Source organism: Mucilaginibacter lappiensis, assembly GCF_050433765.1.
Lineage (GTDB): Bacteria > Bacteroidota > Bacteroidia > Sphingobacteriales > Sphingobacteriaceae > Mucilaginibacter > Mucilaginibacter lappiensis_A.
Genome location: NZ_JBNPWP010000009.1, coordinates 15472 through 36393, shown reverse-complemented (window position 1 = coordinate 36393; position 20922 = coordinate 15472). Strand labels below are relative to the sequence as shown.

Sequence of the window (20922 nt, the reverse complement as noted above, 5' to 3'; positions counted from 1 at the left end):
AGTTAATATTCTTCAACAGGTAAATCAGAATCAGGGTTTGTTGTACCCAGCTTATCTATTCTGTCTAATAAGCTCGTACCATCCTTGCTTTCTGTTAAATTAAAATAGCATAAACACAGTGTGGTTATGGGTAGTATGGTGAATATCTGGCAAAGGTGCTGCAGTACCGCTGTGATTATTGCTGCCGGTACAGAAAGAGAAGAAAATCCTTTTTGTGGATGCAGGAGTAAACTTACCACATTGATCATGCTTGCAGGAATGGTAATTACCATCATGCACACATAAAAAATTATCCATATCACTATGAGCGTACCAAAAGTTACCCACCAGTTTTCTTTGATTAGAAAAAAGCAGCGACTAAAAGCATAACCGAAACTGGAGTTCTCCATCACCATAATAGGAAATACTAATGCAAAAATAGGAGCGAGGTAAAAACCGGGAACCAGGCAAAACAAGAAGGCAAAGCCTAAAAGAAAGTTAAGTAATATCGTACTGCCAAGTACCCGCAGGTAATAGTATTTAATATAGCCCCACATTTCTTCGGTGGTAGGCACCTGTTTTTCTTTTTCTTTATATAAGGCGATATAACTTAAAACAGTAACCTGAATAGTTACAAAGCTAAACAGCGCGAAAATAATGGTGAAAAAATACTCTATGCCAAAAAAACTCCAAACTGATGGCTTGTACTCCATGCTATTATAAGTACCGCTACTGAGGTTAGTCATAGCGTTGGTCATTTTTAATTGCAGCAGGCTTGCGCTGATCACACCGCCGATTACAAAAAAGCCGCAGAAAATAAAAAAGTACTTTAGTAAGGGTTTAAAATTCTGCTTTACAAATAAAAAGGTGTCATTTATAATTTCGCCAAAATCGCGGATCCTGGCTAATTCAACTTTTGGTTGCATGATGGGTTTGGTTATTTTTATAAATTTTGTTTGGGTATATAATTACATACCATATAATGAACAATAGTGATGACGCTAAAATAGTGATGCTAAGCCACACCGGCATTTCGGTATGCCTGGTTACAAAGCCTTCAAAAAATGCGGCTACAATTAAAATGGGAACAATGCCAATAGCTACTTTCATGCCATCTTTAGCCCCCTTTTTTAATGAAACCACGCGTTTATAGGTTTTGGGGAACAAAAGGCTGTTGCCTAAAATAATGCCGGCTGCGCCCGCTATGATGATAGATGAAATTTCTAAAGTGCCATGTATCCAAACCACCAGGATTGATTTTATACCCAAGCCTTTGCTGAAAAAGTAGTACTGGAACGAACCCAGCATTAACCCATTGCGAAACAAATAATAAACAGAGCCTACAGTGAATATAATACCGCTTACAAATGTTACCAGCGAAACAAAAATATTATTGGCTGCTATTGAAAAGAACATAGCTGCCTCACCACTTGTTTTATAAACGCCGAAAGGATCGCCTTTAAGAATATTGGCATTGGTCATATCCACATAGCTATCACCAAGAATAAGGCGTACAAAGTTTTCGTCATATTTTGCCGACAAGGCGCCTATCAGACAAAAAACAGTAAAAAATAAAAAAGCGTAAAGCAATTGTTTTTGATAGGTTTTAAACAACAATGGCAATTCGTATTTCCAGAAGGTTAGGAACCGGTTGCTTTTTTCGCTTTTATTTTTGTAGATAGACTGGTGCAGGCCAGCAGCCAGGCCATTTAAATATGCTGTGGTTTTTGATTTCGGATAAAACGTTTTTGAATATGCCAGATCGTCGGTAATTTGAATAAAACGATCTGCAAGCTCATCGGGATCATCTGTTGGCGATTGCTCAAAGCTGCTCCACTTTTGGGAGTTTTGTTTTACAAAAAGAGGTTCGCGCATGAATTGCGATGGGTTTAAATATTCCGTTAAAATAATTACAAAAGACATATATATCAACTAAAAAGACATATTTAGATTTTATATTTGATTGTATGCAAACTATTAAGATAACCACCACACAAAATATTGATATTGACTACGAGGTAGCAGGTTTGGGAGAACGCATTGTTGCTTATTTAATTGATATAGGGTTATTTGTGGTCATACTTATTGCTGCCCTGATCACTATGGGGGTAATAGGCCGTTCATCAAGCTCGGAAGTTTTTATTGGGGTGCTTTTAATAATTTATGCGGTGCTATTTGTGTTTTATGATCTGGTGTGTGAAATAGCCATGAACGGGCAAAGTGTTGGCAAGCGTATAATGAAAATAAAAGTAATAAGCCTTGACGGAACCCGGCCCCGTTTTGGGCAGTATTTGCTGCGCTGGTTATTCAGGATAGTTGATTTTTCTTTAACCGGCAATTTATGCGGATTGATATGTATTGCGGTATCAGATAATGCACAGCGCGTTGGTGACATGGTAGCCGGTACAACCCTGATCAAGACCAGTCCGCGTACCAAAATGAACAATATTACTTTTAAACCTGAGGCAGATGATTATCAGCCTGTTTTTTCGGCTGCAGCAAGGCTAAGTGAGCAGGATATTGAACTGATAGGCGAAGTAATTAATAACTATATAAAAAGCCGTAACAACGTATTGGTGTATAATATGGCGCAACGCATCAAGGATCTTTTAGGTGTAAGTCCCCCTCCCGAAATGAACGATATGTTGTTTTTACAAACTATTATAAAGGATTACAGCCACATCATAGCTCAGGCCGATGTTTTATAATGAGTATACAATGCCCACATTTTAATGCCATAGCTCACTAATACTATGCCGCCTGTTATTATAAACAAAGTTTTTTTTACAACGAACTTGGGCGTATCCAGCTTTAAATACTTATCGGTAATACCATAGGCGAAAAATAAAAGCAGCGGGATAGCAGGGGGGTATAGGGAAAAACTTTTTTGGATATCGCCCTGTAAAAGTGCCAGCAGGGAACGCTGGAAACCACAGCCAGGGCAATCAATGCCGGTAAGATATTTAAACGGACATGGGATTAAATGATTTTGCAGCCAGTGGATAAAGCCCAACCGGCTGCAAAATATTTGTAAAGTGATATAATTTGATAGCATTAAGCCTGCGGCGGATTACCAGAAGGGTCTTTATAATTGGTTGATGGATCAAATGGTTTGAAACCTCCCGCTTCCTGAGCTGATGGGCCGAGATACTGATAGTTACCAAAACCCAAAACCGGGAAGAATACAAATGGTAATAAAAGTAAACCAACGGTAAAGCCTTCGCTTTGACCAAAACTTTTACTTAATAAGTTAATGGTCCATACTGCAAAAATGATATTTACACATGGCACTAAAAATAGAAATATCCACCATATTGGTTTTCCAACAATTTCGAGCAGTACAATATGACTGTAAATTGGAATAATAGCGGCCCAACCTGGTTTGCCGGCTTTTTCATATACTTTCCACATGCCAATTATAGAAATAATTCCAACAATTAAAGCTGGGATAAGGCATGCTGCTAATATTGCAAAAATAGCACCGGCTGAGGCTGCCGAAGAAGGGTCATAGTTTTCCATTTGTTTTTTTTGGTTTAAGTAAGTGGTTTATTGGGTTTTAATTACTGCAAATTATAAAATATTTGAGTAAAAGTTTAAAAACATAGCATATTTATTACAAAGCCGGAATAATATTTTATCCTTAATTTTGACCTGATGCAAAGGGAACAAATTTCGGTATTTGATATGTTCAAGATCGGCATAGGGCCGTCAAGTTCACACACACTTGGCCCCTGGCGGGCGGCGCAACAGTTTGCTGAAGGGCTTGAAAAGCAGAGCGTATTATCGCTGGTTGAGCAGGTAAAGATATTGTTGTATGGTTCATTGGCCAAAACAGGCAGGGGGCACGGTACCGATATTGCCATACTGCTAGGTTTAAGTGGTGATGATCCTGTAACCTTTGAGGTTGACCAGATAGTGCCTAAAATTGCGGCTATTACCAATACACATAAATTACTGCTTGCAGGTACTCAGGAAATTGATTTTTCTGTAGTGGATGATCTGCTGTTTTTGTTTAATGAAAGTTTGCCCTTTCATCCCAATGCGGTAACCTTCCAGGCGTTTATAAATAATGGCAAGGCGGTTTCAGAAACTTTTTACTCCATTGGTGGTGGCTTTGTGGTAAAGGAGGGCAGTTCGGGCCAAACCAAACAAGAGGTTGACCTGCCATTCCCTATTGATACCGCTGCCGATCTGTTGCACTGGTGCATTAAAACCGGCCTTAAAATATCAGAAGTAGTGATGGAGAATGAGCTGGCCTGGCGTACCGAGCAGGAAACCCGGCAGGGCGTTTCAAATATTTTTAAGGCCATAAAGGAATGTATTTATCGTGGCTGTCATACCACCGGGCAATTGCCGGGCGGATTAAATGTAGCCAGGCGTGCTTTTAAATTAAACAGTAAATTAATTGGCAATAACAGCTATACCAATTACGAGGAATGGGTGGCTGCCATACGACAAACCGGCGACGGATTTAAAAATATATTGGATTGGGTTAGTTGTTTTGCACTGGCTGTAAATGAAGAAAATGCCTCATTTGGCAGGGTGGTTACCGCGCCTACAAATGGAGCCGCGGGTGTTATACCGGCAGTACTGCAATACTATATTGCATTTTGTGATGGTGATAGCGACCAAAAGATCATGCAGTTTTTATTTACCGCTTCAGAGATAGGAAGTATATTTAAAAAAGGGGCGACCATATCGGCAGCTATGGGTGGTTGCCAGGCCGAGATCGGGGTATCATCAGCAATGGCTGCGGCTGCTTTAACCGAGTGTATGGGCGGTACACAAAGGCAGGTTTTAATGGCTGCCGAAATAGCCATGGAGCACCACTTAGGTTTAACCTGTGACCCTATAGGGGGGCTTGTGCAGATCCCTTGCATTGAGCGCAATACTATGGGCGCTATTAAGGCAATAACTGCATCACAGCTGGCCCTGCAAAGTAATCCCGAAAAAGCTAAAGTAAGCTTAGACGCCGTAGTAAAAACCATGTGGCAAACCGCCCTGGATATGAACTCCAAATACAAGGAAACATCAGATGGGGGGTTGGCTATTAACATACCTATTAGCTTGCCTGAGTGTTAGCCCCCCGGCCCCGTAAAGGGGAGTAAATTTGATTAGCTTTATCAGCTACCGGATTGCTAAAATAGCCTTTACTTAAACAATCTTAAATCAAACTCAAAAGATTCCGTCCTGATGATCTTCACCGTTTTGGAATCCGAATGCATCGGATTTATCAGGTAATTGAAATCGCCCGGAACGATTGCTGAAGGAACCTGCAAAGCTGAGTGACGATTGATTTTTGCAAATTTATCGCCTATTAACTGAGTGGCTTTTATTATAGGATTGCTGTTCCAGTTAGGGGGTAGATCAGCTATATCAATAGCTTCCAGGTTATTTTCATCTCTTAGTTCAATTGTGGCCATAAAATAATCGGTAGGTATAATACCGAGCGGTGTGTGTACTGCCACTTCCAAAACGGCTAATGCACGTGATGCGGCCGTGTATACAACAGGCACACCTTTGCTGTTCCAGCGGCCCCCGTTTATTTCGGCACCCCGGCCGGATAGATCATGAATATAGGATTGTTTGCTGAGCCGATAAACGATCATGCTAATATGCCATGCTCAATACGGCCCAGTTCATCGCGGATCATGCTGATGCCAAAAGAAGTATCCAAAAGCTCTTTTGGTTTTACGCCACCGAGCGGAATACTTTTAAAATCCATCCAGGCATAAAATTTTTCTTCATCGCCAAAAACCTCGATACCCTTTTTATATAATAGTTCGATCAAAACAATTTTCTCTGAGTAAATAGGATCAAAGGTTTTTTTCTCCTTTTTATAACGCTGAATGGTTCGCTCAGAAAGATGAAGGTATGAGGCCCATTCATCTATCCCCAAATGTATATGATCTGAAAGTTTATTGAGATATGTAAATGACACACCTTCTCTTACCATGTTGGTTAGGTTTATATCATCGTCATCAATAAATTTGTATGGCTTTGGCGTGCTCATGATTGCTTTGTTAATTGTCAATAAATTTACGACAATTGTCCTGCAATTGCAAATTATTTCTTTTCAAACACATTCAAAATAACCGGTTTAAGTTTTTCGACCCACAGTTGGTACATGGTAGCGGATGGATGAAGGCCATCATTGGCTAAGAGGGATAGATTATTTGCAGCCAGTTTTGATATGGGAGTTATATCAATATAATTAACACCGGCTTTAGCGCTTTCATCCCTGTTAATATCATTAAACTGGTCTATTTCGGGACCTATATGTGCTTCCTGGCCATGGGCGAATGGGGTTACGCCATAATCAGGTATCGATAGTACAAAAACATGATTCTTATTGCCTTTGGCAAACTTAATGGCCGTGTTTAAAACCTGTACAAATTTTGTACGATAATTAACCTGGCTGCCACCACCGTACTGATCATTTACCCCTATAAGTAATGTTACAATATCATAGGTTTTATCATTAATGTCGCTTGCATCTATGGCAGCTATTAACTGATCTGTTGTCCACCCGGTTTTTGCTATAATGGTCGGTTCAGTTATTTTATGCCCAGGTAATTGCCCGGCAAGCTGGTACGGAAATGACTCCGGTGCCGGTACTGATTGACCAATGGTATAGGAATCGCCGAGGGCCAGGTAGCTTAATGTATCGGTTACTGGTACAACAGGCCTTGATGTAGAATTATTAGGCGGCATAGCGTCGTTTTGTTTTGTACACGCTGTTAGGGTGCTTATCGGGAATAAAATTAAAAATAATGCTTTCATCATAACATTTCCATACCAAACAATACGGAAATATGATGTTTTAAGATTTTTTTAACTTCATTAATATCAACTACGCTGCCCAGTTCTTTTTGCATGGAGGTTACCGCCTTGTCGTCAATACCGCAGGGAACAATGTTATTAAAATAATCGAGGTCGGTATTCACATTAAAAGCCAGTCCGTGCATAGTAACCCAGCGGCTGCAGCGTACACCCAGGGCGCATATTTTACGAGCATTTTCATTATCGGCATCAAACCAAACACCGGTATAGCCGGGGTAACGGCCTGCCTTTAAACCAAAGTCGGCAAGGGTTAATATAACGGCTTCTTCCAGTGTGCGCAGGTACAGGTGTATATCGGTAAAAAAATTGTCGAGGTCCAGTATCGGGTACGATACAATTTGTCCCGGACCATGATAGGTAATATCACCGCCACGGTTAATGGTATAATATACAGCCCCTTTTTCTTTTAATCCGTTTTCATCAAGCAGTAAATGTTCGGGTTTGCCGCTTTTACCCAGTGTGTATACATGCGGATGTTCGCAAAATACCAGGTAGTTAAAAACTTCATCAGCTACAAAAGGCTCATAGGCGTCTGCAGGTACCAACGTTTTTGCAGCTGCTTCATAAGCCAGCTCGGTGTTCCGGTTATTCAACTTGGTTTTTACCGAAGCGGCAAACAGCTCTTCTTGTTTGTCCCAGGCTTGCTGGTAATCAACTAATCCCCAATCCTGGAAAAATACTTTTTTGTTTTTCATTACATTGAACCCTTTACATAACCAATCATATAATCTTCATATTGCAGGTAGCCTACAGTATAGTCAAGGCTGGTTTCTTTTTTATGAAGACGAGCATTGAGCTTACCGGGAGTTTTAAAGTTAAAAGGATCTAAAAAAATGTTATCAGCAAATGATACTTCTTTTTCGCCATTACATTTATATACGGCTTCCTTGGCACACCAGCAAACATATAATTGCTCAATTTTTTGCTGCTGATCAATAAAGGCAAGTTCTTCGGGGCGCATAAATTTATTGGCAATACGCTCAACCTTTTGTTTTATTTGCTCAATATCAATCCCCACTTTATGTGTTTTGCTGATCATTACCGCAGCATAATCAAACGAGTGGCTTAATGATATATGATAGGGAAGGTTTACCAGGTAAGGTTTGCCATGCGAGTCGACTTTGCAATCAATATACTCATCAGTGCGCAGCATTTTACGCAATAAAACCCGTGTGCCCAGCCAGTGCAGATGCCGCTTGCCGTTGCTCAGTTTTTCAACATAAGCCTTCTCATCATCATCAAGTTGTAGTTGTTTATACAGGTCGTCAGCCTCTTCTTCAATTTTCCAGAGCGCAAATTCGGTATCGTCATCAATCCGCTGCCTGTATGCTATAGCCATAATAAGTAAAGTTGCAAAATAGGTGACAAACTTATGTCAAATAAATTTAATTAAAATATTTTAGTATATAGTAATTGGTATCAAGTAGTTAGTATCACGTATCAAGACGATCAATTTAGGTTTTATATTCTGTCATTAAAATCTTGATACTCGATACTAATTACTTGATACTACATATTGCCTATTGTTTTAATTAATTATAATTTAGGCCCTACCATGATATTATCAGATAAGCGCATTCTCGAAGAAATTGAAAAAGGCCATATTATTATTGAACCCTTTAATCGCGAATGCCTGGGCACCAACTCGTACGATGTACATTTAGGCAAGCACCTTGCCACTTACCACGATAGGGTTCTGGATGCCAAGCTTCACAACGAGATTGATGGCTTTGAGATACCAAAGGAGGGTTTTGTACTGCAGCCCAATACACTTTACCTGGGGGTTACCATGGAATACACCGAAACACACAGCCATGTACCATTCCTGGAAGGAAAATCAAGCACCGGCCGTTTGGGTATTGATATACATGCCACAGCCGGTAAAGGCGATGTAGGCTTTTGTAATACCTGGACCCTTGAAATTTCATGTGCCCAGCCTGTTCGTATTTATGCGGGTATGCCCATTGGGCAGCTCATTTATTTTGTTGTTGAAGGTGATATTGAAACCATGTACAATACAAAAAGCAACGCCAAATACAATAATCCCACCACACGCCCGGTTGAAAGTATGATGTGGAAGAATAAGTTTTAATATTTTTTTCTAACATTAAACCTTTGAGGCGGGACCTTGTCTAAGTGTGAGATTATACAACGTATCTGGTTTAAAACGCCTAATTTACAGCACTATAACAGTTAATCTTATATAAACCTATAACCTCACAATTCATCGCCTGCAAGATATTTTGTGTAAATTGAATTTTATTTAAAATGATGAAATACAAAAAAATATCGCTTGGCTTACTTATAACTGTAGTTGTAACAGTAGTTCTTGGATTTACCGGTCCGGGAGATGAGCTGTTAGGTAAATTAGTAGACCAACTTTATAAATGGCGCGCCTTGCAGCCACAGGAAAAAGTTTACCTGCACCTTGATAAACCCTATTATGCAATTGGTGATGATATTTGGTTTAAAGCTTATGTAACCATAGGCAGCAAACATCAGCTATCGGCTTTTAGCGATATATTGAACGTTGACCTGATTGATGAAAATGATTCTGTAAAGCGCAGCATTAAACTCCCTTTATCAAGCGGCCTGGCATATGGCGATTTTGCACTACCCGATACCATGCAGGAGGGTAATTACCGTATAAGGGCCTACACCAACTGGATGCGCAACGCCGGCGAGGCTTATTTTTTTGATAAAGCCATCACTATAGTTAACGGTATAAATAATACCGTTTTTACTAAAACCAGTTATACTTACAGTAATCAAAATGGAAAGCAAAAGGTAAATACGGTTATTAATTATACCGATTTAAGCGGTATGCCTTATGTTGGTAATGAAGTAAGCTACCGTGTTGAGCTTAATGGTAAAACTGTTTTTAAAGGCAAAGGGATAACCAATGATAAAGGTAACCTTGATGTAGCTTTTATTAATTCAACCAACAATGCCGCGGCATCGGGCTTTATTATTGCCAATATTAAACTTGCCGATAAAAAAATAGTAACAAAGGTAGTGCCCATAAAGGCGGTATCAAACAAAATAGACGTACAGTTTTTCCCGGAGAGCGGTAATCTGGTAAATGGTATTAATTCAAAAGTTGCTTTTAAAGCCGTTGGTGCCGACGGTTTGGGTGTAAATATAAAAGGTAATATTGTTGATGGTCAAAATCAGGTAGTTACTGCATTGGGTAGTGCCCACCTGGGTATGGGGGTGTTTGATTTAAAACCCGAAAGCGGTAAAACTTACAAAGCCCACATTATTTATGAAGATGGCTCTGAAGGTAATTTTGATTTACCTAAAGCTACTGATAACGCTTATGTTTTAAGTATTAATAATTCAAAAGATGATGACCTTACGGTTAAAATATTACCCGGAGCAGGCTTATTAAATAGCGAGACACCTACCGACGGCCTCTTGCTGGTAGCACAGAGCGGCGGCGAAATTTACTACGCGGGTAATAGTGCCGATGGCGGTAAAACGTTCACCTCCGTTATTCCAAAAAGCAAGTTCCCATCAGGTATTGTGCAGTTCACCTTGTTTTCGGCAAAGGGCGAACCCTTGAACGAGCGTTTGGTATTTATTCAGAACCCCGACCAGCTTAAGCTTATTGTAGCTGGTGATAAACAAAAATACGGTGCGCGCGAAAAGGTGACCATTAGCCTCAATGCTAAAAATAAGGACAATAAGCCTGTTATTGGCAGCTTTTCGGCCGCGGTTACAGATCTGTCAAAAGTACCGGTTGATGAAACAGCCGAAGAAAGCATTCTCTCGAACATACTGCTCAGCTCTGATCTGAAAGGTTATGTTGAAAAACCAGGTTATTATTTTGCCAATGATAATGCAAAAACAAAGGCCGATCTTGATGTACTGATGTTAACGCAGGGCTATCGCCGCTTTGAGTGGAAACCGCTTATAAATGATTCTTTTGCCCCCGTAGTTTATCAGCCCGAAAAAACATTGGCAATATCAGGTCATTTAAAAACATTTGGAGGCAAGCCCGTTGCAAATGGTAAAATAACTTTGTTTACAACATCAGGGGGAACGTTTATTTTAGATACCGTATCAGACGCGCAGGGTAAGTTTACCTTCAATAATTTGATTTTTAGAGATAGTATAAAATTTGTTGTTCAGGCCCGTACGGCAAAGGACCGTAAAAACCTGGAAATTGAATTGGATAACATCGCACCCCAGCCGGCAGGAAAAAATAAGAATGCGCCCGATATACAGGTGAATATTAGTGATGGGCTGTCGCCATACCTGCAAAACAGTAAAAAGTTGTTTAGTGAGCAGGTAAAATACGGGATCGGTAACCATACCATATTGTTAAAAGAAGTGGTTATTAAAGATACCAGGACAGTAGCTGTAAAACATTCTGCCAACTTGAACGGGCCAGGTAATGCCGATCAGATACTTACTTATAAGGATCTTGAAAATATGGGTAATATTTCGCTCCCTATTATATTACAGGGCAGGCTTTTAGGAGTGATGTTTCGCGGAAATGTTCCCTATTCTACCCGTGGTGGAGGCGCCATGCAGGTGGTGATTGATGGGGTTTATGTAGATTCAGACTTTTTAAACACCATAAACACTACTGATATTGCAAGTATTGAAGTTTTGCGTACGATAGGTAACACGGCAATATATGGCTCCCGCGGAGGAAACGGGTTATTGGTGATCACCACCAAAAGGGGCGATGAAGGTTCTGTTTATAACCGGTACGCGCCAGGAATAGTGACTTATTCGCCCAAGGGGTATTACAAAGCACGTGAGTTTTATTCGCCTCAGTACGATGATCCTAAAACAAACACACAGATGCAGGATCTGCGGTCAACCGTATACTGGCGTCCCAATGTTATTACCGATAAAGAGGGTAATGCATCCTTATCTTTCTTTAATGCCGATGGCAAAGGAACATACCGGGTTGTTATTGAAGGGATAGATGCGGATGGTAATTTGGGCCGGCAGGTTTATAAGTATAAGGTAGAATAATATTTTCTTATCGATATATCTAATATATAGTTAATATGATATATTAGGGCTTAATTACCTGAACCATTATGAAATTTAGCATCCTTCTAACCCTTTTATCACTACTTTTTATTTATAAACCTGCATATTCACAAAACGATAGTTCATTATTGATCCGTACAGTTAGTACGCTTACCAAACAGGCTGAGGCAAATCCTGTAGAAAAAGTTTACCTGCACCTTGATAAGCCTTATTATGCACCGGGTGATACCATTTGGTTTAAAGCATATACTGTTTTGGGCGAGAATCATAAACTTTCGGCACTAAGTGGTGTATTATATGCTGAACTCATTAACGAAAGTGATTCTGTTGTATCGCGCCTGGTGTTACAATTAGACGCGGGACTTGCCAATGCTGACTTTGTTATTCCGGATACCTATGAACCCGGGGATTACCATGTAAGGTCATATACCAATTATATGCGCAATGCGGGGGCCGATTACTTTTTTGATCAGCCCGTTAGGATAGGTCCGTTATCGGCAGTTACTGCCAGTACTAAAAAAGTAAGTAAAAAAGGCGCGAAGCCAACTGCAACCTCTTTAACTATAGTAACTACTGACGGAACAGATATACGGTTTTTCCCGGAGGGAGGCGACCTGGCAACCGGGGTAAGATCAAAAGTAGCCATAAAAGTAGTGAGCAAAAATGGGTCGGGCACAGATGTTAAAGGAACCGTAGTTGATAACGAAGGCAATGAGGCCGCGGGTTTTGAAACACAACACCTGGGCATGGGTGTTTTCGCGCTTATTCCCCAGCCCGGCAAAACCTATAAAGCAAAAATAACCGGCGCTAACGGGGCTGCATATACAGTTGATTTACCAAAGGCGCAGGAAGAAGGCTTTACCTTGGCTGTAAACGGCAACATGGGCGATAGCGTTTTAGTGAAAATTGTAGCCAACAGTAAATTGTTTGCGACCAAACAAAATTCCAAATTTTATTTAGTGGCCCAATCAGCCGGAAATGTATGCTATACTACAGAGGGTAAACTGGAAAGCCCTGTTTTTACTACGCGAATATCTAAAATCCACTTCCCTACGGGTATTGTACAATTTACCTTATTCTCTGGTTCTGGCGAACCGTTGAATGAGCGGGTAGTATTTATCCGTCATGCTGATCAGCTAAAGCTTGCGCTTACATCGGCTAAAAAAACCTATACAAAAAGAGAAAAGGTAAAATTTGACCTGAGTGCGGATGATGAGGAAAATAAAACAAACATTGGCACCTATTCTGTAGCGGTAACAAATGATTCAAGACTGCCAGTGGACGAAAATGCAGAAAATACTATACTAAGCGACTTGCTATTAACATCAGACCTGAAAGGTTATATTGAAATGCCTAACTATTATTTTACCAATGTTAGTGAGCAAACCGATGCTGATCTTGACGCATTGATGCTTACGCAGGGATATCGCAGGTTTGAGTGGAAAAAAATATTGGGTAAGCAAAATGCCGGTCTGGCTTTTCAGCCCCAGGGTTCATTAGAAATAAACGGAACGGTAAGATCATCCTGGGAAAAACCTGTGGCAGGGGGCAAAGTAAGGCTGATATCCATAAAATATAACGCGGCTATAGATACACTGACCGATGCCAATGGTGATTTTAAGTTAAAAAATGTTGATTTGCCCGATACTGCTAAAATAGTAATTAGCGCACGCGACGCTAAGGATAAAAGAAATGTTTCCCTGCGTATTATAGAGCCAACCTATCCGCAGGTTGAACAAAGTAAATTAAATAGTTATGAGTCTGAAAATATACCTCAGAAAATAAAGAATGTATTGCGTGAAAATGCCGGGCTTGATACACTTGGTATTATCAGGCTTCAGGAGGTTAAAATTAAGGGCAAACTAAAAAGTGATGGGTCAAAAAAATTGGATAAACTGTACTCAACCAATTTAAACGGAAGCGGTAATGCCGATCAGATTTTAATGGGCAGCGCAATAGTAGCTTGCACCAATCTTGCTGATTGTCTTGCAGGGAAGCTAAATGGGGTAACATTTATAAACGGGCTGCCTTTTAGCAGGCGGGCCATGAACAGAAGTATAAATAGTGGTAATACCCCAATGGCTGTTTTTGTTGATGGGATGCAATTGGATGCAACATATCTTAATGAGATAACACCTGATGATATTTATTCGATTGAAGTGTTAAACAGTGCGGGTTATTTAGCTATTTACGGCACCGGAGCGCCAAATGGAGCATTAATTATTACCCGGAAAACCGGAAGAGAAAATGCTAATTTACGTAAAGCTGCCCTGGGTTTAATCACGTATCGCTTTAAAGGTTTCTATAAATCAAGACAGTTTTACTCACCAAATTATGACAAACCGCAACCTGCAAATAGTAGAGATGCGCGCTCAACCGTTTACTGGAACCCCGATGTTATAACCGGTAAGGATGGTAAAGCGTCATTTGAATATTTTAATGCCGATGGTAAAGGTTCATACCGCGTGGTAGTACAAGGTATTGATAATGACGGTAAATTAGGATATCAGGTTTATAATTATAAGGTGGAGTGATGATATGGCAATTTAAAAAGAAGAAAAAACGATAATTATGAAAACCGACCTTTACACAAAAGTAATGTTAACCGTAATTGCAGCAGCACTTACAGCTAACCTAATTAAAAGCAGTATTAATCCCGCAATGGCTGATAGTAAGCATTTTGTAAATGTACCAGTTAATGCCGATGGCAGCATCAATGTTAAAATTACAAAAGGTACGGGCTCAATGGATGTAAATATTAAAGAGGTTGACAGCCGCGCTTTTTTTTATGTAGAACCTATACCCGTGAAAGTTAAGTAGTAGCAACAATATTATTAAAAATAAAAAAGCGGTTTATAAACCGCTTTTTTTATGGAATGCCAGATGCATTAAATATCCCGTTCAAACAGAAAGATATTTGAATTTTAATTTATTTAGCCAGATAGAATTTCTCCCAGAAATCAACTGATTTCGACATTTCACTACGGGCTGCACCATCGGTGCCTCCGGCACCAAATCCGCCACCGCCGCGGCCTCCTCTGCCACCACGACCACCGCCGCCCATGCCACCGCCGCCGCCCATGCTACCACCACGACCGCCTCTGCCACCGCCACCACCGCCACCCTGGTGCTCACCGCTTGCTGCGCTGGCTCCTGCCGGTTTTTGTAATCCGTTTATTTTAAAATTAAAAGCCCACTCACCTTTAGTAACATCATTAACATGGAAAAACTGCAGTGGTATAGCCATTTCATAAACAAGGTTGCCAGTAGCATCGTAATCAATAGCAGCTTTAATGCCATAAGTGTTTGAGGTGGTTATCATCTCGCCTTCAATATCCTTAAAACCTTCTACTTTAATGTTCCTGAGTTTGGTTACGCGTTCACGCATCAGTTCGTCGCGGTCTTCCTTGGTAATTTCACCGTTCTCATTCTCGCGTTTTCCAAATTCCGGTGCCGATCCGGGGTCGGCAAGCGGAAAGGTGAGGGAAAAACTTTCCTTCTTTTTGCCCTTTGTATCAATGCCTAAAGTAATGCCGGCATTTAAAGTGCGTATCTGGTCCATCCTGTCATCAATACGGATGGCGGCATAAAGTGTAGTTTTATCGTTTGCCAGTGTGTAATAAATCTTTTTTTCGTCGTTGTAATAACGCAGACTATCGCCCCAGTCTTTCAAATCGCCGTCAACAGTTATAGTGGTTGGTGGTGCCTGTAAGGTAGTTTGAGTTGGTTTGGTTGTTTGTGCATTGGCTATGCCAATTGCTAACAGTTGAATAGTGATTGCTAAAATTAAGCAGTTAGGGGCTTTTTTCATGAGTTTATGGTGTTTAGGATTTTTTAATCGGGGGTATTGTAACATGATTTTTAAGCCCATTAAACATAATTTTAACACTTTTATTATTTGTTTTTAAGTAAATTTGTAGTTACGTATGCCAACCGAAACCCAAGAAGAAACGCTCACGCTCGAAGAGATACTGGCAGGACTTAAAGAAGTTCACCGCCTTATATTATGGAATGATGATTTTAACACTTTTGAACATGTGATCCATTGCATGATGAAATACCTTGATTATTCCGAAGCACAATCCGAAAAAATAGCCTGGAAGGTTCATAATGAAGGTAAATGTGCGGTACTGGAAGGTTCGTTTACCGAAATGGAAATTTACCGTAAAATACTACAGCAGGAAGGCCTTACTGTTAGTGTGGAATAAAAGTAGTGAGTAGTGGGTGGGGAGTTTAAGTTTTGATAAGTGAGTTTTAGAATTTAGAACTTAGGGATTAGAATTTAGAGATTAGAATTTAAATTCTGATTCAATATGATAAAAAGAATAGCATTATTGCCCGTTTTAATTTTACTTGCAATTTGCCTGGCAACCTGTACCACTACAGCTCAAAGTAAAAACCTTAAACTGATCTTTATCCGTCATGCCGAAAAACCCGCTGATGGCGATAATCTCTCTTGTATGGGTTTAAACCGGGCCTTAAAGTTACCCGAAGTTTTAAAAGCCAAATTCGGACTGCCTGATCATGTATATGTTCCGGCTTTGCACTTAGGCAAATCAACTTCCAGGGGGCGTATGTTTCAAACAGTTTCGCCTTTTGCCATAAAATATAATTTAACAATTAACAGCAGTTTTGAAGAGGAAGACGCTGCCGGCTTAACCAGCGAGCTGGCAGGGAAGAAAGGTACAGTACTTATTGTGTGGGAGCATAGCAAAATTAAACCCATCATGAAAGCACTGGGCCTGAATGTTAAAGGCCTGCAATGGCCCGATGATGATTTCGACAGCATCTGGATAGTGACCTACAAAAAAGGGATGCCAGTTTTGACCATGGATAAAGAAGGGATAAGCCCGGCTGCAGGCTGTAGTTTTTGAGCAAAAAGGATGGAAAGGAATAGCTTGTCATCCTGAGCTCGTCGAAGGGTCGCGCGTAGAGGCCAGCCCACCATGCTTCGACAGGCTCAGCATGACAACTCTATTTTGCAGGCTCCTAATGATTAAAGAATACGTTTTTATTATAACTAAAAGAGGTGCACCATTTGGTGCACCTCTTTTAGTTTACTTCAATATTGTTTATTATGATACCAGGTAATTCCAACCATAGGTATCTGGCGCGTTACCGTATTTTACAGCATCAAGCGTTTTTAAAACTTTTTGCGAAAATTCACGTGTTTTTGGGTCGCTCAAAAAGTACTCCTCACCATCAACGCTTATGGAACCGACAGACGCGATAGTAGCAGCTGTACCTGCGCCAAAGGCGTCGGTAAGTTTGCCGTTTTTAGCACCTTTAATAATTTCGGCAACAGAAACTTTGCGTGTTTCAACCGGGATGCCCCATTCCTTAGCTAAGGCGATAACAGTATCGCGGGTTACGCCATCAAGTATGGTATCTTTAGCTTCGGCGGTGATCAGCTTACCATCAAGCAGGAACATGGCATTTGCAGCGCCCATTTCTTCAATATATTTATGCTCTTTGGCATCTGTCCATATCAATTGGTCAAAGCCTTCTTCGGCGGCTTTGCGGGCAGGCAGCATCGAACTGCCATAATTACCGGCAGCTTTTGCAAAGCCCATACCGCCTTCGGCGGCGCGGGTGTAGTATGTTTCGATCTTAACACGAAGCGTTTTTGAAAAATATGGACCTACAGGGCCTGCAAGCACCATGTATTTATAAGTGGCCGATGGTGTTACACCCAAATAAGGGTCGGTAGCAAACATAAACGGACGGATATATAATGCGTGGTTAGCTTTTGAAGGTACCCAGTCGCGGTCAATATCAACAACGGCCGCCATACTTTGTAAAAATATTTCCTCGGGCAAGGTCGGCATACATAAACGCTCGGCCGATTTGTTAAAGCGGATAGCGTTTTTATCGGGACGGAAAATAGTTACTTTACCATCAGCATGTTTATAAGCTTTTAGGCCTTCAAAAAATGCCTGGCCGTAGTGTAATGCAGAAATTGCCGGACTAAGCCCAATTTCGCCGTAGGGAATGACCTGGAGGTTTTTCCATTCACCATCAGCATAATCGGCCACAAACATGTGGTCAGAAAATGTTTTTCCGAATGGTAAGTTGTCAAAATCCGTTTCAGCTAAACGGGAGTGAGTGGTTTTGGTGATCTTGATGTCCAGCGTCTCAGTCATGGCCTTTATGTATTTATAATTTAGAAAATGGCAAGTTAGGAATTTTTTTGCTGAGTTGATATAAGGAATTGATAGTTAGGGTATTTTTTGGGGAGAGCTGCATATTATGACAGAAGAATAACGAAGCGGAGAGGCCCTACAAAAAACGCGTCATTGCGAGGTACGAAGCAATCCCAGACAAGCCGAGCGTACATATAATATCGTAGAACGCTCAATTGCCGCTGAGGCTGTTACTTTTGTCTTGATACAAAAGTAACCAAAAAATCAAGTCAGCAGAAATGCTTCTTTGCGCACATGCCTTTACCCGGCAAAGCCGTCAGAACCACGGGCTGCTTAATTTTGCCTCCACTTCGTTCGCATATATCCATCGCTTCAGGCAAAATTGCTAATGCCCCTGCAACCACACGGGCCACTATTGTTCTGCCTGCTTTCGTCCGAAGCTTATCCGCTGACGGGGAAAAGAAAGTATATAAAAAAGCGTCATTGGTACGAAGCAATGACGCGATAGGCGTTACTTATCAAAAAGTCTCCCCTTTAGGGGAGATTTAGAGGGGCTTTTTATACCGTCAGTTTCTTATATTTAATCCTCTTCGGTGCAATGTCGCCCAGGCGTTTTTTGCGGTTCTCTTCATAGTCTGAATAGTTGCCTTCAAAAAAGTAAACCTGCGAGTTGCCCTCAAAGGCCAGGATGTGGGTACAGATACGGTCCAAAAACCAGCGGTCGTGACTGATCACTACGGCGCAGCCACCAAAGTTTTCCAGTGCTTCTTCCAGTGCGCGCAGGGTGTTTACGTCAATATCATTGGTTGGCTCATCCAGCAGCAACACGTTCGATCCTTTTTTCAAAGTGATGGAAAGGTGTACCCGGTTACGCTCACCGCCCGACAAAACGCCAACCTTTTTCTGCTGATCGGCACCATTAAAGTTGAACTTGGATACATATGCCCTGGAGTTAAGCGGCTTGTTTCCTACCATAATGGTTTCCAGTCCGCCGGTTACGTTTTCCCAAACAGATTTGTTAGGGTCAAGGTCATCATGCATTTGGTCAACATAACCTAAAGCAACCGTTTCGCCAACGCGGAAAGTACCTGCATCGGGCTGATCTTGCCCGGTAATGAGGCGGAAGAGGGTAGTTTTACCAGCACCATTGGGGCCGATAATACCCACAATGCCAGCCGGAGGTAAGGAGAAGCTCAGGTTATCAAACAATAATTTATCGCCATAAGATTTACTTACGCCATTGGCTTCGATCACAATATTACCCAAACGCGGTCCTGGTGGAATGAACAGCTCCAATTTATCTTCCCTTTCTTTGGTTTCTTCGGATGCCAGTTTTTCATAATTGCCTAAACGGGCTTTTGATTTGGCATGGCGGCCTTTTGGTCCCATGCGTACCCATTCCAGCTCGCGCTCCAGCGTTTTCTGACGTTTACTCTCGGTTTTATCCTCCTGTGCCAGGCGTTTAGCTTTCTGATCAAGCCATGAAGAATAGTTTCCTTTCCACGGGATTCCCTCGCCACGGTCAAGCTCCAGGATCCAACCGGCTACATTATCAAGGAAGTAACGATCATGCGTTACGGCTATAACGGTACCTTTATATTGTTGTAAATGCTGCTCCAGCCAATCAATTGATTCGGCATCAAGGTGATTGGTTGGCTCATCCAGCAGTAAAACATCCGGTTCTTTCAACAAAAGACGACAAAGTGCCACCCTGCGGCGCTCACCACCTGACAATACTGAGATTTTAGTGTCAGGCTCGGGGCAGCGAAGTGCATCCATAGCGCGTTCCAGCTTGGTATCAAGCTCCCAGGCATTTACCGCGTCAATCTGATCCTGCAGCTCGCCCTGGCGAGTCATCAGTTTATCCATTTTATCGGCATCGCTGTAATATTCTTCGAGGCCAAATTTTTCGTTGATCTCTTCGTACTCCTTTAATAAGGCAGTGGTTTCGGCCACGCCTTCTTCCACAATTTCACGTACGGTTTTATCAGGGTCAAGCTCGGGCTCCTGGCTCAGGTAACCCACGGTATAACCCGGCGAAAAAACAACCTCGCCTATATTGGTTTTATCAATGCCTGCTATGATTTTTAATAAGGACGATTTACCCGAGCCATTTAAACCGATAACGCCGATCTTGGCACCATAAAAAAATGATAGGTAAATATTTTTTAAAACTGTTTTTTGCGGAGGATAGATCTTGCTAACCCCAGCCATTGAAAATATGATCTTTTCGTCTGCCATTTAGTAGTAAAATTAGTGAAGCAAATATCCATTAAAATGGATAATTATTATCATTCGTGTTCAAGTAAAATAGGTAAATTTAATATCAGCAGGAAAAGTTTACCGGGCAGCAACTTGCCCCCTGATCATGATAACGGGTGGTTTGGTGGCTATTTTCATCAATAAAACGTTGGGCAGCGCTGTTTTAAAATAAGCTGTTTCGTCGGCTTTTGTTAGGGTTACCTGCCTTACAAATTTGGATGGAATGCGTATGCCGGCAGTATCGGTCAGTAATTTATCGTCGAGCAGGTAAATAACCGGGCTGTTTTTTTCAGATGGCGAAATATTTGCTTTTGTAATGTCGCTTATAGATAACAGTTTATCCTGAAGCATCTCTGCTAATTTGCGGTGGTCTTTTAAGGTAATAAATATTACGCCATTAGGGTAGGTTTTATTTTTATCTACGTGGATGTTTGCTACTTCATCAGTGTTCATATAAGTCAGATACGGAGAGGCATCACTTATCTTAACAGAATCAATAAAATAAACGGGAGGTGGAATTTTCGCCTCAGAGGGATTACTATTTTGCGCACTGGCCGTAAACGAAACTAACCCAAGTAAAATTATGATGAGGTTTTTCATAGGAATAAATGAGGAGCCAATTGTAACAATTGGTTTATTTAATGGTTAAGATAAAAAATAAACTGTTAATTACAATAAAAAG

At 41.0% G+C, this 20922-nt stretch carries 21 protein-coding genes; 8 read left to right on the top strand and 13 right to left on the bottom strand.

Going from position 1 to position 20922, the window contains the following annotated elements; all coding sequences use genetic code 11:
- Positions 1-2: 2 nt before the first annotated feature.
- Entirely contained in the window at positions 3-905 is a 903-nt protein-coding gene (locus tag M2273_RS23035; RefSeq protein ID WP_429400135.1) for a hypothetical protein, read from the bottom strand.
- Entirely contained in the window at positions 889-1902 is a 1014-nt protein-coding gene (locus tag M2273_RS23030) for a stage II sporulation protein M (RefSeq protein WP_429400134.1), read from the bottom strand. The genes M2273_RS23035 and M2273_RS23030 overlap by 17 nt, the downstream gene beginning before the upstream one ends.
- Positions 1903-1946: 44 nt before the next feature.
- Here M2273_RS23030 and M2273_RS23025 point away from each other — a divergent pair, with 44 nt between their 5' ends.
- The gene (locus tag M2273_RS23025; RefSeq protein ID WP_429400133.1) at positions 1947-2687 is read left to right on the top strand and encodes an RDD family protein; all 741 of its coding nucleotides are present in this window, start codon (positions 1947-1949) and stop codon (positions 2685-2687) included.
- Here the strand turns inward: M2273_RS23025 and M2273_RS23020 are convergent.
- Both M2273_RS23020 and M2273_RS23015 read right to left on the bottom strand, forming a co-directional pair.
- A complete protein-coding gene (locus M2273_RS23020; RefSeq protein ID WP_429400132.1) occupies positions 2669-3034 on the bottom strand; it encodes a DUF2752 domain-containing protein in 366 nt (121 codons plus the stop codon). The genes M2273_RS23025 and M2273_RS23020 overlap by 19 nt on opposite strands.
- Entirely contained in the window at positions 3034-3498 is a 465-nt protein-coding gene (locus M2273_RS23015; RefSeq protein WP_429400131.1) for a DUF5684 domain-containing protein, read from the bottom strand. The genes M2273_RS23020 and M2273_RS23015 overlap by 1 nt, the downstream gene beginning before the upstream one ends.
- Positions 3499-3633: 135 nt before the next feature.
- Between M2273_RS23015 and M2273_RS23010 the strand changes: the two genes are divergently transcribed.
- Entirely contained in the window at positions 3634-5061 is a 1428-nt protein-coding gene (locus M2273_RS23010; protein WP_429400130.1) for an L-serine ammonia-lyase, read from the top strand.
- A 68-nt stretch (positions 5062-5129) separates the two neighbouring features.
- Here M2273_RS23010 and M2273_RS23005 read toward each other — a convergent pair whose 3' ends face one another.
- The 5 genes from M2273_RS23005 to M2273_RS22985 are packed head-to-tail and all read right to left on the bottom strand — an operon-like array spanning position 5130 to position 8161.
- Complete coding sequence (locus M2273_RS23005) at positions 5130-5588, bottom strand: RES family NAD+ phosphorylase (protein WP_429400129.1); 459 nt, start codon at positions 5586-5588, stop codon at positions 5130-5132.
- The gene (gene parS, locus M2273_RS23000; protein WP_429400128.1) at positions 5585-5992 is read right to left on the bottom strand and encodes a type II RES/Xre toxin-antitoxin system antitoxin; all 408 of its coding nucleotides are present in this window, start codon (positions 5990-5992) and stop codon (positions 5585-5587) included. The genes M2273_RS23005 and parS overlap by 4 nt, the downstream gene beginning before the upstream one ends.
- A 53-nt stretch (positions 5993-6045) precedes the next feature.
- Positions 6046-6765, bottom strand: coding sequence for an SGNH/GDSL hydrolase family protein (locus tag M2273_RS22995; RefSeq protein WP_429400127.1), 720 nt, complete (start codon positions 6763-6765; stop codon positions 6046-6048).
- A complete protein-coding gene (lipB, locus tag M2273_RS22990) occupies positions 6762-7517 on the bottom strand; it encodes a lipoyl(octanoyl) transferase LipB (protein WP_429400126.1) in 756 nt (251 codons plus the stop codon). The genes M2273_RS22995 and lipB overlap by 4 nt, the downstream gene beginning before the upstream one ends.
- A complete protein-coding gene (locus tag M2273_RS22985) occupies positions 7517-8161 on the bottom strand; it encodes a 4'-phosphopantetheinyl transferase family protein (RefSeq protein WP_429400125.1) in 645 nt (214 codons plus the stop codon). Before M2273_RS22985 ends, lipB begins: the two co-directional genes overlap by 1 nt.
- A 216-nt stretch (positions 8162-8377) precedes the next feature.
- On the opposite strand from M2273_RS22985, the gene dcd reads away from it, so the two are divergent.
- The 4 genes from dcd to M2273_RS22965 all read left to right on the top strand — a co-directional run bounded on the left by dcd (position 8378) and on the right by M2273_RS22965 (position 14655).
- A complete protein-coding gene (gene dcd / locus M2273_RS22980) occupies positions 8378-8914 on the top strand; it encodes a dCTP deaminase (RefSeq protein ID WP_429400124.1) in 537 nt (178 codons plus the stop codon).
- 176 nt (positions 8915-9090) lie between these two features.
- Positions 9091-11814: a TonB-dependent receptor plug domain-containing protein gene (locus M2273_RS22975; protein ID WP_429400123.1), complete on the top strand. Its 2724-nt coding sequence runs from the start codon at positions 9091-9093 to the stop codon at positions 11812-11814.
- A gap of 68 nt (positions 11815-11882) precedes the next feature.
- The gene (locus M2273_RS22970) at positions 11883-14369 is read left to right on the top strand and encodes a TonB-dependent receptor plug domain-containing protein (protein ID WP_429400122.1); all 2487 of its coding nucleotides are present in this window, start codon (positions 11883-11885) and stop codon (positions 14367-14369) included.
- A 37-nt stretch (positions 14370-14406) separates the two neighbouring features.
- Positions 14407-14655: a hypothetical protein gene (locus tag M2273_RS22965; protein WP_429400121.1), complete on the top strand. Its 249-nt coding sequence runs from the start codon at positions 14407-14409 to the stop codon at positions 14653-14655.
- Positions 14656-14764: 109 nt separating this feature from the next.
- Here M2273_RS22965 and M2273_RS22960 read toward each other — a convergent pair whose 3' ends face one another.
- A complete protein-coding gene (locus M2273_RS22960; RefSeq protein WP_429400120.1) occupies positions 14765-15646 on the bottom strand; it encodes a hypothetical protein in 882 nt (293 codons plus the stop codon).
- A 115-nt stretch (positions 15647-15761) separates the two neighbouring features.
- On the opposite strand from M2273_RS22960, the gene M2273_RS22955 reads away from it, so the two are divergent.
- Complete coding sequence (locus tag M2273_RS22955; RefSeq protein WP_429400119.1) at positions 15762-16043, top strand: ATP-dependent Clp protease adaptor ClpS; 282 nt, start codon at positions 15762-15764, stop codon at positions 16041-16043.
- Between the two features lie 105 nt (positions 16044-16148).
- Positions 16149-16709 carry a histidine phosphatase family protein gene (locus M2273_RS22950; protein WP_429400118.1) on the top strand — a complete coding sequence of 187 codons (561 nt, stop codon included), beginning with the start codon at positions 16149-16151 and terminating at the stop codon, positions 16707-16709.
- A 201-nt stretch (positions 16710-16910) separates the two neighbouring features.
- Here the strand turns inward: M2273_RS22950 and M2273_RS22945 are convergent, their stop codons facing one another.
- From M2273_RS22945 to M2273_RS22935, 3 genes are all read right to left on the bottom strand, one after another.
- Positions 16911-17978, bottom strand: coding sequence for a branched-chain amino acid aminotransferase (locus M2273_RS22945; protein WP_429400117.1), 1068 nt, complete (start codon positions 17976-17978; stop codon positions 16911-16913).
- A gap of 558 nt (positions 17979-18536) precedes the next feature.
- Complete coding sequence (gene ettA / locus M2273_RS22940; RefSeq protein WP_429400116.1) at positions 18537-20219, bottom strand: energy-dependent translational throttle protein EttA; 1683 nt, start codon at positions 20217-20219, stop codon at positions 18537-18539.
- A gap of 99 nt (positions 20220-20318) precedes the next feature.
- Entirely contained in the window at positions 20319-20840 is a 522-nt protein-coding gene (locus M2273_RS22935; RefSeq protein WP_429400115.1) for a hypothetical protein, read from the bottom strand.
- Between the last annotated feature and the right edge of the window lie 82 nt (positions 20841-20922).